The 18392-nt window shown below is 58.6% G+C and carries 14 protein-coding genes; 6 read left to right on the top strand and 8 right to left on the bottom strand.

The features are described from left to right. Positions 1-54: 54 nt before the first annotated feature. From B3I26_RS15495 to B3I26_RS15475, 5 genes are all read right to left on the bottom strand, one after another. Positions 55-1494: a mannose-1-phosphate guanylyltransferase/mannose-6-phosphate isomerase gene (locus B3I26_RS15495; protein WP_296258823.1), complete on the bottom strand. Its 1440-nt coding sequence runs from the start codon at positions 1492-1494 to the stop codon at positions 55-57. Positions 1495-1710: 216 nt separating this feature from the next. Further along, positions 1711-2832, bottom strand: a complete 1122-nt coding sequence (locus B3I26_RS15490; protein WP_296258821.1) for an acyltransferase family protein — start codon at positions 2830-2832, stop codon at positions 1711-1713. A 125-nt stretch (positions 2833-2957) separates the two neighbouring features. Next, positions 2958-4154, bottom strand: a complete 1197-nt coding sequence (locus B3I26_RS15485) for a hypothetical protein (protein WP_296258820.1) — start codon at positions 4152-4154, stop codon at positions 2958-2960. Between the two features lie 5 nt (positions 4155-4159). Beyond that, positions 4160-4876, bottom strand: a complete 717-nt coding sequence (locus tag B3I26_RS15480; protein WP_296258819.1) for an ABC transporter ATP-binding protein — start codon at positions 4874-4876, stop codon at positions 4160-4162. Between the two features lie 2 nt (positions 4877-4878). Then, positions 4879-5637: an ABC transporter permease gene (locus B3I26_RS15475; RefSeq protein WP_296258818.1), complete on the bottom strand. Its 759-nt coding sequence runs from the start codon at positions 5635-5637 to the stop codon at positions 4879-4881. 559 nt (positions 5638-6196) lie between these two features. Between B3I26_RS15475 and lapG the strand changes: the two genes are divergently transcribed. Further along, entirely contained in the window at positions 6197-6901 is a 705-nt protein-coding gene (lapG, locus tag B3I26_RS15470; RefSeq protein WP_409522042.1) for a cysteine protease LapG, read from the top strand. After that, complete coding sequence (gene lapD, locus B3I26_RS15465) at positions 6901-8856, top strand: cyclic di-GMP receptor LapD (protein ID WP_296258817.1); 1956 nt, start codon at positions 6901-6903, stop codon at positions 8854-8856. The genes lapG and lapD overlap by 1 nt, the downstream gene beginning before the upstream one ends. Before the next feature lie 266 nt (positions 8857-9122). Here lapD and B3I26_RS15460 read toward each other — a convergent pair whose 3' ends face one another. The 3 genes from B3I26_RS15460 to B3I26_RS15450 all read right to left on the bottom strand — a co-directional run bounded on the left by B3I26_RS15460 (position 9123) and on the right by B3I26_RS15450 (position 12061). Beyond that, entirely contained in the window at positions 9123-9587 is a 465-nt protein-coding gene (locus B3I26_RS15460) for an REP-associated tyrosine transposase (protein WP_296258815.1), read from the bottom strand. Between the two features lie 1146 nt (positions 9588-10733). Continuing rightward, positions 10734-11072, bottom strand: a complete 339-nt coding sequence (locus B3I26_RS15455) for a 4-amino-4-deoxy-L-arabinose-phospho-UDP flippase (RefSeq protein WP_296258813.1) — start codon at positions 11070-11072, stop codon at positions 10734-10736. Next, the gene (locus B3I26_RS15450) at positions 11069-12061 is read right to left on the bottom strand and encodes a glycosyltransferase family 2 protein (protein WP_296258811.1); all 993 of its coding nucleotides are present in this window, start codon (positions 12059-12061) and stop codon (positions 11069-11071) included. Before B3I26_RS15450 ends, B3I26_RS15455 begins: the two co-directional genes overlap by 4 nt. Positions 12062-12529: 468 nt before the next feature. Here B3I26_RS15450 and B3I26_RS15445 point away from each other — a divergent pair, with 468 nt between their 5' ends. Genes B3I26_RS15445 through gmd form a run of 4 tightly spaced genes read left to right on the top strand, consistent with a single transcriptional unit; the run spans position 12530 to position 18051 of the window. Then, positions 12530-14263, top strand: a complete 1734-nt coding sequence (locus B3I26_RS15445; RefSeq protein WP_296258810.1) for a type I secretion system permease/ATPase — start codon at positions 12530-12532, stop codon at positions 14261-14263. 13 nt (positions 14264-14276) lie between these two features. Continuing rightward, the gene (locus B3I26_RS15440; RefSeq protein WP_296258808.1) at positions 14277-15599 is read left to right on the top strand and encodes an HlyD family type I secretion periplasmic adaptor subunit; all 1323 of its coding nucleotides are present in this window, start codon (positions 14277-14279) and stop codon (positions 15597-15599) included. A gap of 32 nt (positions 15600-15631) precedes the next feature. Next, a complete protein-coding gene (locus tag B3I26_RS15435) occupies positions 15632-17008 on the top strand; it encodes a TolC family outer membrane protein (protein ID WP_409522108.1) in 1377 nt (458 codons plus the stop codon). Then, entirely contained in the window at positions 17005-18051 is a 1047-nt protein-coding gene (gene gmd / locus B3I26_RS15430) for a GDP-mannose 4,6-dehydratase (RefSeq protein ID WP_296258806.1), read from the top strand. The genes B3I26_RS15435 and gmd overlap by 4 nt, the downstream gene beginning before the upstream one ends. Positions 18052-18392 lie beyond the last annotated feature (341 nt).

Below are 18392 nucleotides of genomic sequence, written 5' to 3'. Positions count from 1 at the left end.
CACCCATGAGGGATGAAGGGCATCGGTTAATGGCAACAGGCAGGCCGGGATGGGTCAGTTGGCTCGACCGTAGACGTCTTCGAATCGCACGATATCGTCTTCACCCAGATAGTCGCCGCTCTGGACTTCGATCAACACCAGATCAATGACGCCCGGGTTGCTCAGGCGGTGTCGGTGACCGGCGCGGATGAACGTCGACTCGTTGGTGTTAAGCATCAGTTCCTGATCGTCGTTGACGATCACGGCCATGCCGCTGACCACGATCCAGTGTTCGCTGCGATGGTGGTGCATCTGCAGCGACAGCGACGCCTTTGGCTTGACCACGATGCGTTTGATCTTGAAGCGTTCGCCGTCTTCCAGCGTCGTGTACGTGCCCCAGGGACGGTGGACGGTACTGTGCAACATGTGCAGCGTGTGGCCGGATTTCTTCAACTGGCCAACGATATGCTTGACGTCCTGGGCATGGTCCTTGTGCGCAATCATCAGCGCATCCGGAGTATTGACCACCAGCAGTTCCTGAACCCCGACCAGCGCGGTCAGGCGATCTTCGCTGTTCACGTAGTTGTTCTTCGCGCCGTGAGACAACACTTCGCCTTCGAAACGGTTGCCGTTTTCGTCTTCGGGGGTCAGTTCACTGACGGCGTTCCAGGAGCCGATATCGCTCCAGCCGATGTCGCAGGCGACGGTGACAACCTTGTCGGAGCGTTCCATCAGCGCGTAGTCGATGGAAATGTCAGGCACGTCGCCGAAGGATTCCGCGTCCAGTGCCAGGCAGCGGTAGCGATCGGCTTGCGTCAGGCGCGAGCGCTCCATCGCAACGGCGACGGCGCTCAGTACGTCCGGCGCATGCTTGGCGAACTCTTCGATAACGGTGCCGACCTGGAAGCAGAACATGCCCGAATTCCAGAAGTAGTTGCCAGCGGCCAGGTAAGATTCGGCGGTTGGCAGATCCGGCTTCTCGACGAAGCGCGCGACCTGCAGGCCACCGTTAGCGTCGATGGCGGCGCCGGCTTCGATGTAACCGAAGCCGGTTTCAGGGTATTGGGGTTTGATGCCGAAAGTGACCAGAAAGCCTTTTTCGGAAAGCTGCACAGCCTTGGCCACTGCTTGGGCGAACGCAGCTTCGTTTTGAATGAGGTGGTCAGCCGCGAGTACGAGCATATGAGCATCGGAGCCATGAGCCTCCTTGAGCTGCAAGGCGGCCATCGCGACGGCGGCTGCCGTGTTACGACCAAATGGCTCAAGAATATAGCTCTGGGCAACCCCGCTGGAGTTGACGGTGCGGTACTCATCTTCGGTCTTGAAGAGAAGCTCGCGATTGGTGACAGTCAGCACCTCCGACACACCGTCGAGCCCGGTTGCACGCAGAAAGGTTTTCTGAATAAGGTTCTGCCCGTCTGGCAGTGTCATGAAGGGTTTGGGGTGGGCCTCGCGAGACACGGGCCACAACCGGCTACCTACGCCACCAGACAAAATTACGGGTATCAATCCCATGGTTCAAAATCCTTAAAGTGCCAAATGGCGCAACTGGAATAACAAGGTACCGAGCTGGCATTTTTCATTGCGCTCAGTCCTGTGAATGCACAGAGACGAAGCAGCCCGATTCAACCGGTTTCAAAGGGCTTCGCCTTATTCTGAAGGGCTGCAAGAATACCAGAGAACCGCCGGCGAAACTGCCTCGGTCTCGTCATGATCGGATCGGTCTGCGGCCTATTGCGCTCGTGGCGCGGTTAACCGCTGCGCAAGGGTCAATACCCTGCGTACTGCTTGCCGAAACGCCTTTCTTCTACGCTCGACGAGCTGCCCCAGAACGAACACCGGGATCAAGATACCTGCATAGATCAACGCCCGAAGGGCCGGATCCCAGGACTCTTGTGCCGGCTCTAGCTGTGCTCGCCAGAAAAGCGTCAACGGGTAATGCAGGATATAAAGGCTGAAGGTGTAGGAAGCGAGTTGTCTTACCAGCGTACCAGCGCGCCCTTCGGTATCGAGCGTGGTCGTCCGGCAGAGCTGGCGTACCGCGATAAGGTGAACGGACATGAGCGCTGCGAGCACGTACCCCCAGCCGAAATTGGCAGCACTATCCAGGCCGTGGCCCAACACGCGCTCTATCTGCATACCCACCAACGGATAGGACCAGTCCCGCGGATTATTCAGCTGGATGCCAGCAAACAGCGCGACAGGCCCCAGGCAGAGCAACCAAAGTAGCCCTCGGGAGGGACTGAAGCGGTCTCGATACCGGTAGGCAGCAACACCTGCGAACCAGATAGGCAGCATCAACCATTGTTTGGGGCCGGTCACCAGTAACGCCAATGACACAAACGCTACGCGCCATGGTCCACGCGTGAACACGACCAGACCATAGATGACGTAACACCACACCTCGAATGCCAGGCTCCAGTATGGCCCATTCATGAATGGGCGGATGTCATCCCACCAGAACTCATTAGTGAATGAGAGTGTTCGGGCCACGTAATAGAAAGGGAGTTGCAGTTGTGAGACGTCTGGATACATCGCCGGGCTAGTCTGACTTCCCCACATCATGAGCAACAACGAGAGTACAACCGCTACTGCCGCGACAGGTAATATTCTCGCGATGCGATTGACGCTATAAACGACACCGTTATCTTCCTTCGTGTCCACCGCGTAGCTGATCACATACCCGGAAAGGACGAAAAACACGATGACGGCGTCATACGCAAAATTGAATCGGTTGGTGATGGCTGCCTGGCTCACCGTGGTGGGGTAGTGCGACAGCAGGACGACGCCTGCCGATGCCAGGCGAACCAGATCCAGATATATCGAAAAAGCGGGCGACATTTTAACGGTCATGGTGTACTTCCTGGCTCACCAGTTGTTGCAAGCAATGTAGCTCAAATGCTGAAGAAGTCTCTGCTCACCCATTAACGCGTTGCCCAGCTCCCGGCGGTGATCGGCTTCCATGCCTGTCACCCGTGTTACGACGCCTGTTTGCTCAATACCTCAATATAAAACTTGGTCTGCAAGGCCGCGTGATCGCGAATCGAAGCAGCGGCCGGCGGATGATACGCATCATAGTGGACAGTCTTGAGTCTGAGCTCCTCCACGTTGCCGATCTCGAAAAACTCATAGTCGTCTCGCAGGTTGAACTTCATGTAGTCAACGAACGCGAAGTTTCTGGAAATGATCATGCGCTGAGACAGCTCTGCCACTTCACTGCAGATGGCAGACGCTTCCTGACCGACTTCTCGATAGGGTAGCCAGGAGAAGTCCACACCGGCGATTGCCCGGTACATCGACGTGTCATCAACGCTGCCCATGAAGAACGTACGGCCCAGCACCTTGTACTTGCGGCACAGTCCGACCAACTGGTCTATCTGTGAAGTATCGGACTGCTTGATGGCAGTCGGGTGCAGGCCTGCGAATATCAGAAGCTTGTAGTTTTCCGGCAGTCGAGCGATGCATTGGATCGCGTAATCGAACCCCTTGTAGCCGCCGAAGAAGCCAAATACGCCGATCAGTTTGTCTTTCTCACTGAACCCCAGGCGGTCCACCAGTTCGGCGCGGCACTGTTCATGGCTGAACCCGGCCTTTTCGGCTTCACTGGTGTAGCAAAGCGGATGGCATTGGACGTTGGTCAGTTTGAATCGATGCTGAAGTACACGCTTGGTGGTGTCGGTATGGACGATGACCTTGATCTTGTTCTTGCGGATGTACTCGAACAGACTCAATTCATAACGCGCAGTCTTGCTGCTACGCCAGCTTTTCGAATACTCGATCAGCGACGAGCGGGGTTGCGTCAGCAGTCGCCCTGCGGAAGGGAAAGTCGTCTCCGCCGATACCGACCTACTGAAAACGGTATGAAAGGTGATCGTGGAATTGGGGTTGGCACCGAGCAACCGCTTGATTCGCGCGATCGACAGCCCGATCGAGTCGGAGAACAACCCATATTCGCATTGGATGGAAACGGCATCGAACGATTTGAGTTGTTCGCACAGCCCGGCAATATAACGGTCAGCCTCTACATCGGTCGCGCCGAAGCTCTTCTTGAGTTCCTGCGGCGGTAGCTCAAATACAGTTACATCGTTGGACGGCGCAAAATTGCGGTATAGCACTTCTGAGAATCGGGCAATGCCGCACTCAAGCTTGTACGATGAAACGATAGCTATTTTCATGGCGGTCACCCGATAGGAAAGTCTTCAACGATTTTTCCGTGTTCTAGTCTGATGCAGCGGTTACACACGCTGTTGATTAGCTCCGGAGAGTGGGACGCCAGCACGAGAATGGACGCATTGGAGGTCATCTCGTTCAAGCGTGTATTGGCCTGCTCCTGAAACTGGGCGTCGCCCACCCCCAGCCATTCGTCCATCAAAATGATGTCGGCGGGGAATGCGGTCGAAATCGAGAAGCCCAGGCGCACCAGCATGCCTGACGAGTACGTGCGCAGAGGCAGCCGCAGATAATCGCCAAGGCCGGAAAACTCGGCAATGTCATTGACCGTTTGCTTAATTTCTCCCGGCCTGACGCCCAGAATCGCCCCACGCAGGTAAATGTTCTCGTAGCCCGTTGCCTCGACTTCCATGCCCAGTGTCAGATCCAGCAGGGAGGTAATCCTGCCGGAGGACTTCAGTGTCCCGAAGGTCGGCCAGTACACCTGTGCCATGACCTTCAGGAAGGTACTTTTGCCTGAGCCGTTATGTCCCAACAAGCCGATCTTTTGCCCGGGCTGGATATCCAGGCTCACGTTGTCCAGCGCCCGGATGGTCAGGTGATGCTGGGGCGTTTCGCCAATCCGTCCACCTGTCACCCATGACAGGGCGTCTTTTTTGAATGACCGGTGCGAGACATCCATGATGGGGTAATCGACCGTGACGCGGTCTGCGGTTAGATAAGTCATCGTCAAAGCCAATAAGGAATTTTTTTACGATTGAGAAACAGCGTGGTGAGCGCACCGGCCCACAACACGACGCCCATCACAAACACCAGCCCGGCAGAAGCGAGCGGGAAATACCCATTGAGCATGGGCTCGCGTATCAGATCGATCAGATAGACGAATGGGTTGTAATGAATCACGGCGCTCAACCCGGCCAGTTGCTGCGGGTGCCACATCACCGGGGTCACGAAAAACAGTAACTGCATGGCGCTGGCGATCATCGGCAGGACGTCGCGATAACGTGCGCAGGTTACCCCCAGCAGTGCCGCGAGAGGTGTCAGGACAAACACCACCAGCACGATGCCGATGATCGAGCACAGCAGCCCGTAAACCGTCAGGTAGCCGTACCACATCAAAAGCGGGATAAGAATGATCCAGCTGTGCAGGAAGATCAGCACGTTCCTGAACGCCACACGCATGACGTGGGTAAGGATCGGCATGTTTATCTGCTTGATGATGTGGCCCGAGTTAATGATCGAGCTGGCGCCCTCGTTGACAAAAGTGATGATGAATGTCCACGCAATAATGCCGCAGGCCAGAAAAGGCAGGTATTCCTTAAGGTCTAGATTGAGAAGCCTTGAATACACCAGCCCCAGGCCGATGACGAACAATAACGAGGTCAGTGTGAGCCAGAATGGCCCGATGATTGATCGTCGGTAGCGGCCTTTGACGTCGTGCAACGCCAGCAAATACCATGCATGCCAACCTTCGCCGAAGGTCGCCATTTCTCTCTTCAAAAATTCCGCTTTGGTCACAGCTTTCTCTCACATTTGCAATTTGCTTTCTCGACTTGCAACCCGCCATTTGGACGCGAGGAATCAAGCGCCGAGGCTCTGCTGACTCTGATTGGGTCACGAGAATGGCGCGCGAATGGTAACAGGGGTGACTGATTATGTCTGAGTTTAGGGGTGACTGATTATGTCTGAGTTTGAGGCCATATTTAAGTTCGAACGCACAGCGCTTTCTTCATCCAGTAGAGCGTCTGGCCTGCGCGCTCCGGACTCTCTCCCAAGCGGCGTGCACCCCGGCGCTTTGCGTAAACGGGATCAAAATGCAGGGTCACGCCCCCACAGGTGACGGGGCCTCAGTATACAAGCCCGCTTGGGGCGCGTACTGGCGATTTCGCGACCCTGCGATATCGTTTCGCTATATCCGTTATCGCGACTCGATTGTGCATTGAACCGCCTGTGCAGCGTGACGTGCACCGCTGACGCCATTGTCTTTTCCCAATCAACCCCTCACCATCGCTTTCCAGTTATCCGCTTGCGTTATGGACTCCACGAATTGGCGGTACGTTCAGCTCACACGCGCCCAGCATTGTGGTGCCTTCTGGCGCTTGCGCTGGCGTGCACGGCGGTTGCGGGCCATCTGAGCGCCGATTGGGATTTTTCCCTGATCAGTCGTCGGGCCGAGGCGCTCTATGGGCCGCTGGGCGCCGGCAAGCAACGGATCGATGCATGGCAGCAGTTGCTGGCTACCGAAAAGCAGGCCAGCGAGATGGACAAGCTGACGCGGGTCAACCAGTTCTTCAACACGCAGATGCGTTACGTGGAAGACATCGACCTGTGGCACGAGGTCGATTATTGGGCGACGCCGATCCAGTCATTGTGGAAGGGCGGCGGTGACTGTGAAGACTATGCCATCGCCAAATATTTCAGCCTGCGCCGGTTGGGCGTGCCCGGCGAGAAGCTGCTGATTACCTATGTCAAGGCGCTGCGCCTGAATCGTGCGCACATGGTCCTGACCTATTACGCCAGCCCGACCGCGATACCCTTGGTGCTCGACAGTCTGATCAACGACATAAAACCCGCCAGCGAGCGGCCGGACCTGCTGCCGGTCTACGCCTTCAACGCCGAGGGACTGTGGTTGCCGGGCGCGCAGGGCAACAAGAAAGTGGGCGACACCAAGCGCCTGTCCCGCTGGCAGGACGTACTGAAGAAAATGACCGCCGAAGGCTTCCCGACCGAGCCTGAGAATGAGGAGCGCTGATGTCTCTGCTGAAACAGCTGTTGATGGGTATTTGTCTGGTGCTGCTGGTTGCGTTCGCCGGCAGCGTCGTCGTTAGCTTCGAGAGCTCGCGTGCACAGTCAATCAATCAGCTGAGGTCTCATGCGCAGGATGCCGCCACGTCCCTGGCCCTGTCGCTGACCCCCAACATCGACGACCCGGCGATGGTCGAGTTGCTGGCCTCGTCGATCTTCGACAGTGGGTACTACACCCGTATCCGCGTGGTTAATCTGGCGACCAACGCGGTGATGGTCGAGCGCGGCACGACGCTGGACAACCCACAAGTGCCGCAGTGGTTCATCGACTGCATTGGGCTGGACGCGGCAGGGGCCGAGGCCATCGTCAGCCGCGGTTGGCAGCCGGCGGCGCGGGTCGAGGTGGTCAGCAACCCGGTGTTCACTCAGACCCGGCTATGGCAGAGCGTGCTTGGCACCTTGGGCTGGCTGATGGTCTGTGGTGTGGTGAGCGCCCTTCTTGGCGCATTGCTGTTGCGTCGCCAGTTGAAACCTTTGGATTACATGGTCGCGCAGTCCCAGGCCATCGCTCGTCGAGAGTTCCTCACACTCTCGAAGCTGCCACGTACGCCGGAGTTGCGGCGGGTAGTGGAGGCGATGAACCAGATGGTCGAGAAGCTCAAGGCGCTCTTCAAGGAAAGCGCCGAGCGCAGTGAAAAACTGCGCATCGAGTCGTATCAGGACAGCCTGACGGGCCTGTCCAACCGGCGTTACTTTGACATGCAGCTCAAGGCCCACGTCAGCAATCAGGAAGAGCATCGGGCAGGCCATCTGCTGTTGTTGCGCGTGCGCGATCTGGCGGGACTGAACCTTCGTCTGGGCGGCAAGCGCACCGATGCCTTGTTGGTGGCGGTGGCGCAGGTGTTGCTTGAGCAGTGTGACAAGTACCCCCAGACCCGCAATCTCATCAGCCGCTCACGGGGCGGCGAGTTCGCGGTGCTGGCGCCGGGCATGGCCCGTGAGCAAGCGCTGGCCTTGGCCGAGGATCTGGAGCAAGCCCTGAAAACCCTGAGCGCAACGGGCGCCAGCGATGTGTCGCCGGTCGCTCACATGGGCGTGGCCCCGTATACCCCAGGCGAAGCGCCGCTGACCTTGCTCGGCCTTGCAGACCAGGCGTTATCGCAGGCCGAAACCCAAGGCGAGCGGACCTGGAACTACGTCGAAAAAGGCGAAGTCACCGAGCTCACCGAAGTCACTGAGGATCAACACACCTGGCATCGTGTGCTCGATCATGCGCTGACCCACGGCAGCTTCGAGTTGTTCTTCCAGCCGGTGGTTGCGACGCACGATACCGGCCAGGTGCTGCATCACAAAGCGCTGTCGCGGCTCGTGCATGAGCAAGGCCACACCATTTCCGCAGGCCGCTTCCTGCCCTGGGTCGAACGCTTCGGCTGGTCGAGCCGCCTCGATCTGCTGATGCTGCATCAAGTGCTCAGGCACCTCGACAGCCACGGCCAGCCGCTGGCGCTAAACCTCTCGGCCGCTACCCTCAACGATCCTGCTGTGCTGAACCAGGTGTTTGATGCCCTGCGCCAGCATCCCAAGCTCGGCGGCAAACTGACCATTGAAATCGGCGAAGAGCAATTGCCCGATCAAGCGGTTCTCGAACAGCTCACGCGTCGTTTGCAGGCCGCCGGCTTCACGCTCGCGCTGCAGCGATTCGGCGGGCGCTTCAGCATGATCGGCAACCTGGCGCATCTGGGCCTGGCTTATCTGAAGATCGACGGCAGCTACATCCGCGCCATCGATGAAGAAAGCCACAAACGCCTGTTCATAGAGGCGGTCCAGCGTGCGGCGCACAGCATCGACCTGCCCTTGATCGCCGAACGCGTCGAGACCGAAGGCGAGCATCAGGTGATTGCCGAAATGGGAATAAAAGGGGTGCAGGGGCGATTGTTTGGGGATCCGGCGCCGTGGACGTGAGGGCGGCGTAGAGGGGCATTGCTTGCGCAGGATTTACCGCTGGACGCTTCTGCAAACCGGACGACGCGGTGGCGTCAGTTGTATCGCAGGTACCGGCTTTACTGCGGCGTTGCGCCAGATCGCAGCAGGCTGCACGCCTGCGCCCTGCGGTCCGCATCCAAAGGCGGGAGGCGGCAGACACCGAACCGCTGAAGCCGATGGCGTAGACGTGCGGCCTGCTGACCATCTGCCGGGAACCGGCCTCAACAGCAGATGACGTGGCTCTGTCAGGCCAAAAACACTGTGTCCCACAGCGGATAGTCTCCCATCCTGCACACCAACCCGGCCCGCAAAGGATTGGCAACTATGTACCGTGCGGCGTGAACGAGGTCCTCTTCCGAACGCAGTGCACGGTCATGGTAGCCCTTCTGCCAGACCCGGCATCGCTTGCCCAACCGTCGGTTAATGCTGTGCGCGCTGCGTGATTTGGCGCGACGCATCAGGGTCGGTAGCGTGCTGTCGCGCAATTCAACAAGCCAGTGGAAATGGTCAGGCATGACCACCCATGCGTATGAACGCGCGGCTCCTTGCTCTTCTGCCAACCTGAACTCATCCACCACCAATCGTCCGAGTCGCCAGTCGGTGAATAAGGGGTAGCGATTCTGTACAACCGACGTCAGCAGGTAAATTTGATGCGTGCCGGAGTACCGACCAGCGCGTAACTGTCGGGCGTGTGGAGGGAGTGTCGGCATTCCTTTGCACCTTGGTGATCAACGTAGGAGCAAGGCTAGGAGATGATCAAGGAAGCGTGCGGGAGGATATTTGCTCGATGTTTCTCTGGGCTTCTGAACCTGGCCGGATGTGCTTGCTGCAGAGGCATATTCACGCCGGCCCGCTTCTGCCGAAGGCGTAGGAGTCCGGCTCGCCGACGATCTGCCGGGGACCGGCAGCAAAACCAGCCGGCACGGTGTGCCAGGCCGGCCGTGGTGGCAGGGTGTACGACTGCTGCGCAGCCGATCGCGAGCAAGCTGCGCTCCTACGCCCTTCGGGCAGAATCAAAAGCCGCAGGTTTTGGGCGTCATTCGTTTATGTGCTTTTGGGCCGAATCAAAAGCCTAAGGTCTTTGGCTTCATTCGGTTATTTGCTTGCGGGCAGAATCAAAGCGGTTGTGTCTTTTGCGCCATTCAATTTTCTGCCGCAGCGGCGCGTTCACACTGGCCCGCTTCTGCCGAAGGCGTAGGAGTCCGGCTTGCCGACGATCTGCCGGGAACCGGCAGCAAAACCAGGTGGCGCGGTGTGCCAGGCAGGCCGTGGTGACAGGGTTTACGCCTGCTGCGCAGCCGATCGCGAGCAAGCTGCGCTCCTACGCCCTTTGGGCAGAATCAAAAGCCGCAGGTTTTGGGCGTCATTCAATTTTCTGGCGCAAAGGCGCGTTCACACTGGCCCGCTTCTGCCGAAGGCGTAGGAGTCCGGCTTGCCGACGATCTGCCGGGGACCGGCAGTAAAACCAGCCGGCGCGGTGTGTCAGACAGGCCGGGGTGGCAGGGTTTACGACTGCTGCGCAGCCGATCGCGAGCAAGCTGCGCTCCTACGCCCTTCGGGCAGAATCAAAAGCCGCAGGTTTTGGGCGTCATTCGGTTATGTGCTTTTGGGCCGAATCAAAAGCCTGAAGTTTTTGGCGTCATTGGGTTATGTGCTTGCGGGCGGAATCAGAGCGTTTGTGTCTTTAGCGCCATTCGATTTTTCTGCCGCAGAGGCGCGTTCACACTGGCCCGCTTCTGCCGAAGGCGTAGGAGTCCGGCTTGCCGACGATCTGCCGGGAACCGGCAGCAAAACCAGCCGGCGCGGTGCGTCGGGCAGGGGCAGTTCGCAAGGGCGGTGTCAGCCCGGCAGGTGGTTCAAGCCCTGACCGTGATGATGATCCCGGCGATGATGACAGCGACGCCGACGAAATACTGGGTCTGGAATTTTTCGCCGAAGACGAAGTAGCTGCCGATGGGAACGATGACAAAGGCCAGGGCCATCAGCGGATAGACTTTACCCAGTTCGATCTTCTGCAGGACCCAGACCCATGCCAGGGTCGTGATGCCATACAGCGCGAAGGCCGAAAACAGCGTCATCAGCGTGGAAGGGTCGAACAGGTTGCCGGTCTTGTGCAGCGATGTAGCACTGAGTTTGAACAGGATCTGCCCGGCGGCGATGCCCAGGACGCAGATCAGCGCAACGAAATAAATCATGGTTTAGGGCTCTGGGAGAAGGCTTTCTTCTTCTTGTGCAAATGAAGGACGCGCCGAGGCACGGACGCAATGTCCTGCCCCAGGAACGCCAGAATGAACTGAGTGCCGACGATGATCGGCAACGCAGCGAGCATCACGGTGCCGGGTGTGGTTTGAACGCCGGAGCTTAACGCGCCCGCCCAGTGGTTCAGGCCGAAGAGGGCGCCGGCCAGCACCAGCAGCACGCCGACCGGAAGTTCGATCGAAGCCAGTGACATGTCGCGCAGATAATAGTTGTAGAACACACGTTTGCTCATGTTGCGAATGTGCTTTAGCAGGAACTCGCCCACGATTTTAGAGATCTTCAGGTTGCTGACTTCATCGTCGTACTTGGCATCCATTGGTACGTCTATCACGACCGCGCGCAGGATGTTCAAACGAAACAGCATGTCGGTTTCGAAAAAATACCGGTGGCTGATTTTCTTCATCGGTAAGTGCGAGGCAATGTTGGCGTGGATCGCGGTAAACCCGTTGGTCGGGTCGAACAAGTCCCAATAGCCTGACGACAGCTTGGTCATGAACGACAGCGCCGCGTTGCCCAACAGCCGCACCTTGGGCATCTGGCGGATCTCTTCGAGATCGAAGAAACGGTTGCCCTTGGTGTAATCCGCCTCACCGTTGGCAATCGGCAACACGAAATCGGCAATCAGCGCCGGATCCATCTGCCCGTCGCCGTCAACCTTGACGATGATGTCGACACCCTCGGCAATCGCGGCCTCATACCCGGTCATCACTGCGCCGCCGACGCCCTGGTTCACAGGGCACATGATGACCTTGACCCGTGGGTCTGTGCAGTTGGCTGTCACGAACTCGCCTGACTGATCGGGGCAGCAGTCATCCACCACGTAAATATGGTCGACTTCCTGGCCGATGTTGTGCAGCACGTCGAGGATGTGGGATTTGACCTTGTAGCAGGGGATGACGACGGCGATTTTTGAAGAGTTGATCATGCTGATCCTTAGCGGCAATCGAAGCAGGAATTGTTTTGCCACTGGACAAGGCCGGGCAGTGTCGAACCGGCTGTCGGTGTTGAGCGAGCGCGCCTCACTGGGAACAGCGCTCAGCGGTCAAGCGACGACCGGAGATGAGCCTGCCGTCCATCGCATGGGCTGCAGGATCATCCAAAACCATCCCCTCGAAAACGATAGAGCGGGGCGACATCAACGCCAGTTTTCTGACGATTAGCAGGCGCGTTCAAGCCACGTTGGCACGGCCGGAGCCGAGTCTAGGGGGCTTGCAGTGGACAGGCAAATTCTTTGCGTCGGCGATTTACGCGGCCTGTGCGCTCAATGCTCACTGAATAGTCTTACGAGCCGCCTGGAAGATACCTACGGCGTTAAACACCTTTTCATTTGTCAGGGGTATTGGCGATGTTACACTCGCGCGCTTTTCCTGATACCCATTTCGGCATTCAAAATATGCGCAGCACACACGAAAACAGCTTGCAGGCTGCCTTGAAATCTTGCAGGAGCAGTTTTATTTCGGTCGGCTTTTTCAGCTTGTTCGTCAATGCGCTGATGCTCGTGCCTACCTTTTATATGCTTCAGGTCTACGGTCGGGTCGTGACGAGCGGTAACCTGACAACGCTGACCATGCTCACCCTGATCATGACCGTCCTAGTTATCACCATGGGGTCGCTGGAGTGGATTCGCTCGCGGATCATGGTGCGGGTCAGTACGCGTCTGGATGTGATGCTCAGCCGCGATGTGTACAAGGCCAGCTTCAAACGCGCCTTGAGCACTGGCGGTATGGACGCCTCGGCGCAGTCGCTCAATGACCTGACCGGCCTGCGCCAGTTTCTTACCGGTAACGGCCTGTTCGCCTTCTTCGACGCCCCTTGGCTGCCGATTTACGTCGCCGTGATGTTCATGTTCCACCCCTGGTACGGCTGGGTGGCGATCGGCAGTGCAATCGTTTTGCTTATCCTGGCGTTCCTCAACGAGCGTTTTACCGGCAAGGCGCTGGGTCAGGCGAACAAGGAAAACATCGCCGCGACGCTGTACACCACCAAGAATCTGCGTAACGCCGAAGTCATCGAATCGATGGGCATGCTCAACACGCTCATCGAGCGTTGGAGCCGTCGTCAGCGCAATGTCCTGTTGCTGCAATCCCATGCCAGCGACAAGGGCGGGATCGTCAGTTCCGTCTCCAAGACCTTCCGCATGCTGATCCAGTCCCTGATTCTGGGCCTGGGCGCCTACCTGGCGGTTAACCACGAAATCAGCCCGGGGCTGGTGATTGCCGGTTCCGTACTGCTGGGCCGTGCACTGGCGCCGATCGACCTGATCATCGGCAGCTGGAAAGGCTTCATTGCCGCACGTTCGCAGTACGACCGTCTTAACGACATCCTCGACAAGCAGAAAGCCGAGCCTGAGCGTATGTCGCTGCCGGTTCCGCAGGGCAATATCCTGGTCGACAACCTGATCGTCGGGGCACCGGGTTCGAAGACGCCGATCATTCGTGGCATCAGCTTCGCCGTGCCCGCCGGGGCCGTCGTTGGCATTATCGGCCCGAGCGCCTCGGGTAAATCGACGCTGGCCCGTGCGCTGATGGGCGTCTGGGCGCCACAACACGGGGTGGTTCGCCTCGATGGCGCCGATATCGCCAACTGGGACAAGCACGAGCTGGGCCCGCACCTGGGTTACCTGCCGCAGGACATCGAGCTGTTCGAAGGCAGCATCAGTGAAAACATCGCACGTTTTGCCGATGTCGACCCTGAACTGGTGGTCAAGGCCGCCAAGACCGCAGGCGTTCACGAAATGATCCTGCAACTGCCTGAAGGTTACGACACCGTCATCGGCAGCGACGGCGTCAACCTCTCCGGCGGTCAACGTCAGCGTGTCGGCCTGGCTCGCGCCATCTACGGCTCGCCACGCCTGATCCTGCTCGATGAGCCGAACTCCAACCTCGACGAGGTCGGCGAGCGCGCGCTGGCGACGGCCATTCTGGAATTGAAGCAGAGCGGTGCGACCATCTTCGTCATCACCCACCGCACCACGATTCTGTCCCAGCTCGACCGCCTGTTGGTCATGAGTGCCGGCGGTATCAGCATGTACGGTCCGCGTGACCAGGTGATGGAAGAGTTGAACAAGCAACAAGTCGCCGCTCAACAAAAAGCCCAGGTTGGCACAGGCGCGCCCGTTCGCGCCTGACAGGAAGATATCGATGACCCGCACCCTCAGTATTCAACCCGATAACTTCTCGGATTTACCTGTTTCGGACAAAAAGACCCGTCGCCTGGGCTTCGGCATCCTGCTCGTCACCTTCGGTATTTTCGGCGGCTGGGCAGCATTCGCCCCCATTGACGGCGCTGTGTATGCGCCAGGCGTCGTGACCGTGCAGGCTTACCGCAAAACCGTTCAGCATCTGGAAGGCGGGATCGTCAAAGACGTGCTGGTGCACGACGGGGATATCGTCAAGAAGGGCGACCCGCTGATCGTTCTCGACGACGCGCAACTGCGCGCCGAATACGACATGAACCACAACCAGCTGATTGCCGCCCGCGCGATGGAAGCGCGGTTGATGGCCGAGCGCGACGACCTGCCGGCGATTAATTTTGGCTCGATGGACGAAGCCGATACCCCGCGCGGTATCGAGGCCCGGGCTGGCGAGACTCAAGTGTTCAATGCCCGTCGCGGTGCCCGTCTGGGGCAGATTTCCGTGTTGCAGGAGCGTATCGGTCAGCTCAACCAGCAGATCAAGGGCACTGACGACATGATTGGCACCAAAACCAATCTTGAAAGTTCCTACACCGGCGAAATCGGTGACCTGCGCGACCTGTTGGCTCAAGGCTTCGTCGACAAGCAACGCATGCTCGAACAGCAGCGCAAGCTGGACATGCTCAAATCGGAAGTGGCGGACCATCGTTCGACCATCACCAAGACCCGCCTGCAGATCAACGAAACGCAATTGCAGATCCTGCAGATCAACAAGGACTTCAACTCTGACGTCGCCAAGCAACTGGCAGAAGTCCAGACCAAAGCTTACGACCTGCAAGAGAAAACCGCCGCGCTGGCTGACCGCCTGACCCGCATCATCATCCGTGCCCCCGACGACGGCATGGTGATTGGCATGACCGTGCACACCGTCGGTGGTGTGGTACGCCAGGCCACGCCGCTGCTGGACATCGTGCCTTCGGTATCCGATCTGGTGGTCGAGTCGCAAGTGCCGCCGCAGGACATTAACCGGGTCGCCATCGGCAAATTCGCCGACATCCGTTTCAGTGCCTTCAACAGTGCGACCACGCCGGTCATCGAAGGCGTTGTCACCAGCGTTTCGGCTGACCGCCTGACCAACGAGAAAACCGGCCAGCCTTACTACCTGGCCCGCGTCAAAGTGACCGAAGCCGGTGCGCACAAGCTGGGCGACCGCAAACTGCTGGTGGGTATGCCGGCCGACGTGTTGGTCAAGACGGGCGAGCGGACCATGCTGCAATACCTGCTGCAGCCTGCCCGCAACGCCATCTCGCAATCGATGATCGAGGAGTGAATGTGCGTCTGTTTCCATGCCTGATGTTGGGAATGCTGGCGCTGCAAGTCCAGGCCGCTGAGCCGAAAACCGCTGAACCCTCCAAGCCCAAGCCGCCGGCGAGCAGCGTCAGCGCCACGACGTATTCCGCTGACCTGATGCAGCTGTATCGTGAGTCGCGCCTGGAGGACCCTCGGGTCCTGGCTTCCTATTCCCGCGCTCAATCGAGCAAGGAACAACAGCGCGAAGCATTCGGTGGTTTGCTGCCCCAGGTGAATATCACCGCGGGAAAGAACCGCATCCACCAGGAAAACGAACTGGTCACCCAGTCGTACAGCAGTGAGAACTACGGCATCCAGCTCAGCCAGCACATCTACAACAAGGCTGCCTGGGAGAACTACGAGAAGTTCAAGAGCCTGGCCAAGCAGGCCGGCGATGAATCCAAGGAAGCCCAGGCCGAAGCAACGGTAGACCTGGCGCAGCGCTACTTCGCCGCGTTGGCGGCCGACGACGAGCTGGAACTGGTGCAGGCCGAACTGCGCGCCACCCAGAAAAACCTGGATCGGGTCAACGCGCTGTACGCCAAACAGCTGGCGATGATTACCGACAAGCTCGATATTCAAGCGCGCGTGGACTCGCTGGCAGCCCAGGAAGTCGATGCCCGCAATCAGGTTCGCGTGACCCGCGCGGCGTTGTCGGAAATCATCGGCCGTCCGGTCACCGAGCGTCTAAGCCGGGTTCGCGATGACGTCGAATTGAAGGTCTCGGCCGAAAGCCTCGCCAGCTGGGTTGAGCTGGCGACGGTCAACAACCCTCAGCTGCTCGCCAGCCAACATGCCGTCGAAGCGGCAGAGGCTGCGCTGCGGGGCGGTAAGGGCGCACATTACCCTTCCATCAGCCTGAACCTCAGCGCGCAAAATACCAACGAAGGCTATAACAACGCCCTGGCGCCGAAGACCGACAGCTATGTGGCGGGCGTCAACGTGCAGATTCCAATCTACAGTGGCGGTTCCACCTCTGCGCGTGTGCGCGGTCTTTATCAGGATCAGATCACCGCAGAGGAGCAAATGGAGGCAACGCGGCGTCAGGTTGTCAAAGAAACCACAAATGCTTACTTGACCGCAGACTCCAGTGTCGAAAAAATACGCGCCAATCGAAACGCCCTCAGTTCTGCCGCGCAGTCGAGCATTGCGGCAGACAAGGCGTTTTCTTACGGGGTGGTGAATGCCGTGGATGTCCTGACTGCGACGCAGAACGAGTTCAAGGCTCGTCGTGACCTGCTCAAGACTCAGTACGACTTCATCACGAACCTGTTCATCCTCAATCGTTGGGCTGGCAAGCTTTCCGAGGAAAGCGTCGACAGCGTGAACATCTGGTTGAGTAACAACAGTAAAACGGACTCTGTCCCACAGCGGAACGCGAAGCAATGAATGCACCCAGCAAATCAGTGATCATTACGGGCATCACCGGCCAGGACGGCGCCTACCTCACCCAGTTGCTTCTCGAAAAGGGCTACAAGGTTTACGGCACCTATCGTCGTACCAGTTCGGTCAACTTTTGGCGCCTTGAAGAAGTCGGCGCGTTGAACCACCCGAATCTGGAGCTGGTCGAGCACGACCTGACCGACCTGGGCGCCAGCATACGTCTGCTGCAGAAGGCCGAGCCTTCGGAGATCTACAACCTGGCCGCCCAGAGCTTCGTAGGTGTGTCCTTCGAACAGCCTGTGACCACCGCCGAAATCACCGGCATTGGCGCGGTCAACCTGCTGGAAGCCATCCGCATCGTCAATCCGAAGATTCGCTTTTACCAAGCGTCGACTTCCGAGATGTTCGGCAAGGTGCAACAGGTCCCGCAGACCGAAAACACCGATTTCTACCCGCGCAGCCCGTACGGCGTGGCCAAGCTGTATGCCCACTGGATGACCATCAACTACCGCGAGTCCTACGGGATCTTCGGTTCCAGCGGCATCCTGTTCAACCACGAATCGCCGCTGCGCGGTAAGGAATTCGTGACCCGCAAGATCACCGACGCCGTTGCCCGCATCTCGCTGGGCCAGCAGGACGTGCTCGAACTGGGCAACATGGACGCCAAGCGCGACTGGGGTTTCGCCAAGGAATACGTCGAAGGTATGTGGCGCATGCTGCAGGCCGACGAGCCGGACACCTTCGTGCTGGCCACCAACCGCACCGAAACCGTTCGTGATTTCGTGTCCATGGCTTTCAAGGCCGTCGACATCAATCTGGAATGGAAAGGCAGCGCAGACAACGAGCACGGCATCGACACCAAGACCGGCAAGACCGTTATTCAGGTCAACCCCAAGTTCTACCGTCCCGCCGAAGTCGAACTGCTGATCGGCGACCCGGAAAAAGCCAAGCGTGTGCTCGGCTGGGAAGCCACGACCACGCTGGAACAGCTGTGTGACCTGATGGTCAAGAGCGACTTGGAGCGTGTGAAGTCCGGCAAATCGTTCTGATTTGGCCAGCAACACGGCATGAAAAACAGCGGGTAACCAGGCTGTAAGCTGGTTGCATAACATAAAGAGAAGGGTCGCGTGTGAACGCGACCCTTTTTTATTGGGCGCGATTTACCTGCCGGGCACCGACCATGGCACCGGACGGCTCGGTTGTATCAGACGTACCGCGTGCACCGGTTTTGCTGCCGCTTGGCGGCAGATCGCCGGCAAGCCAGGCTCCTACGCCCTGCGGGCAGAGGCGGGTTGTGGTGGGTAGCGGGGGTGATTTTGGCCGAGGGTAGGTTGCGGCGTTGACAGCGCCTTTGCTTCTGGCCGAAGGCCGTAGGAGTCCAGCTTGCTGA

Origin of the sequence: Pseudomonas sp. UBA5706, from assembly GCF_002419965.1 — a bacterium.
Taxonomy (GTDB): Bacteria; Pseudomonadota; Gammaproteobacteria; order Pseudomonadales; family Pseudomonadaceae; genus Aquipseudomonas.
Note: the sequence above shows the minus strand (reverse complement) of the source record. Positions and strands in the feature narration are given on the sequence as shown.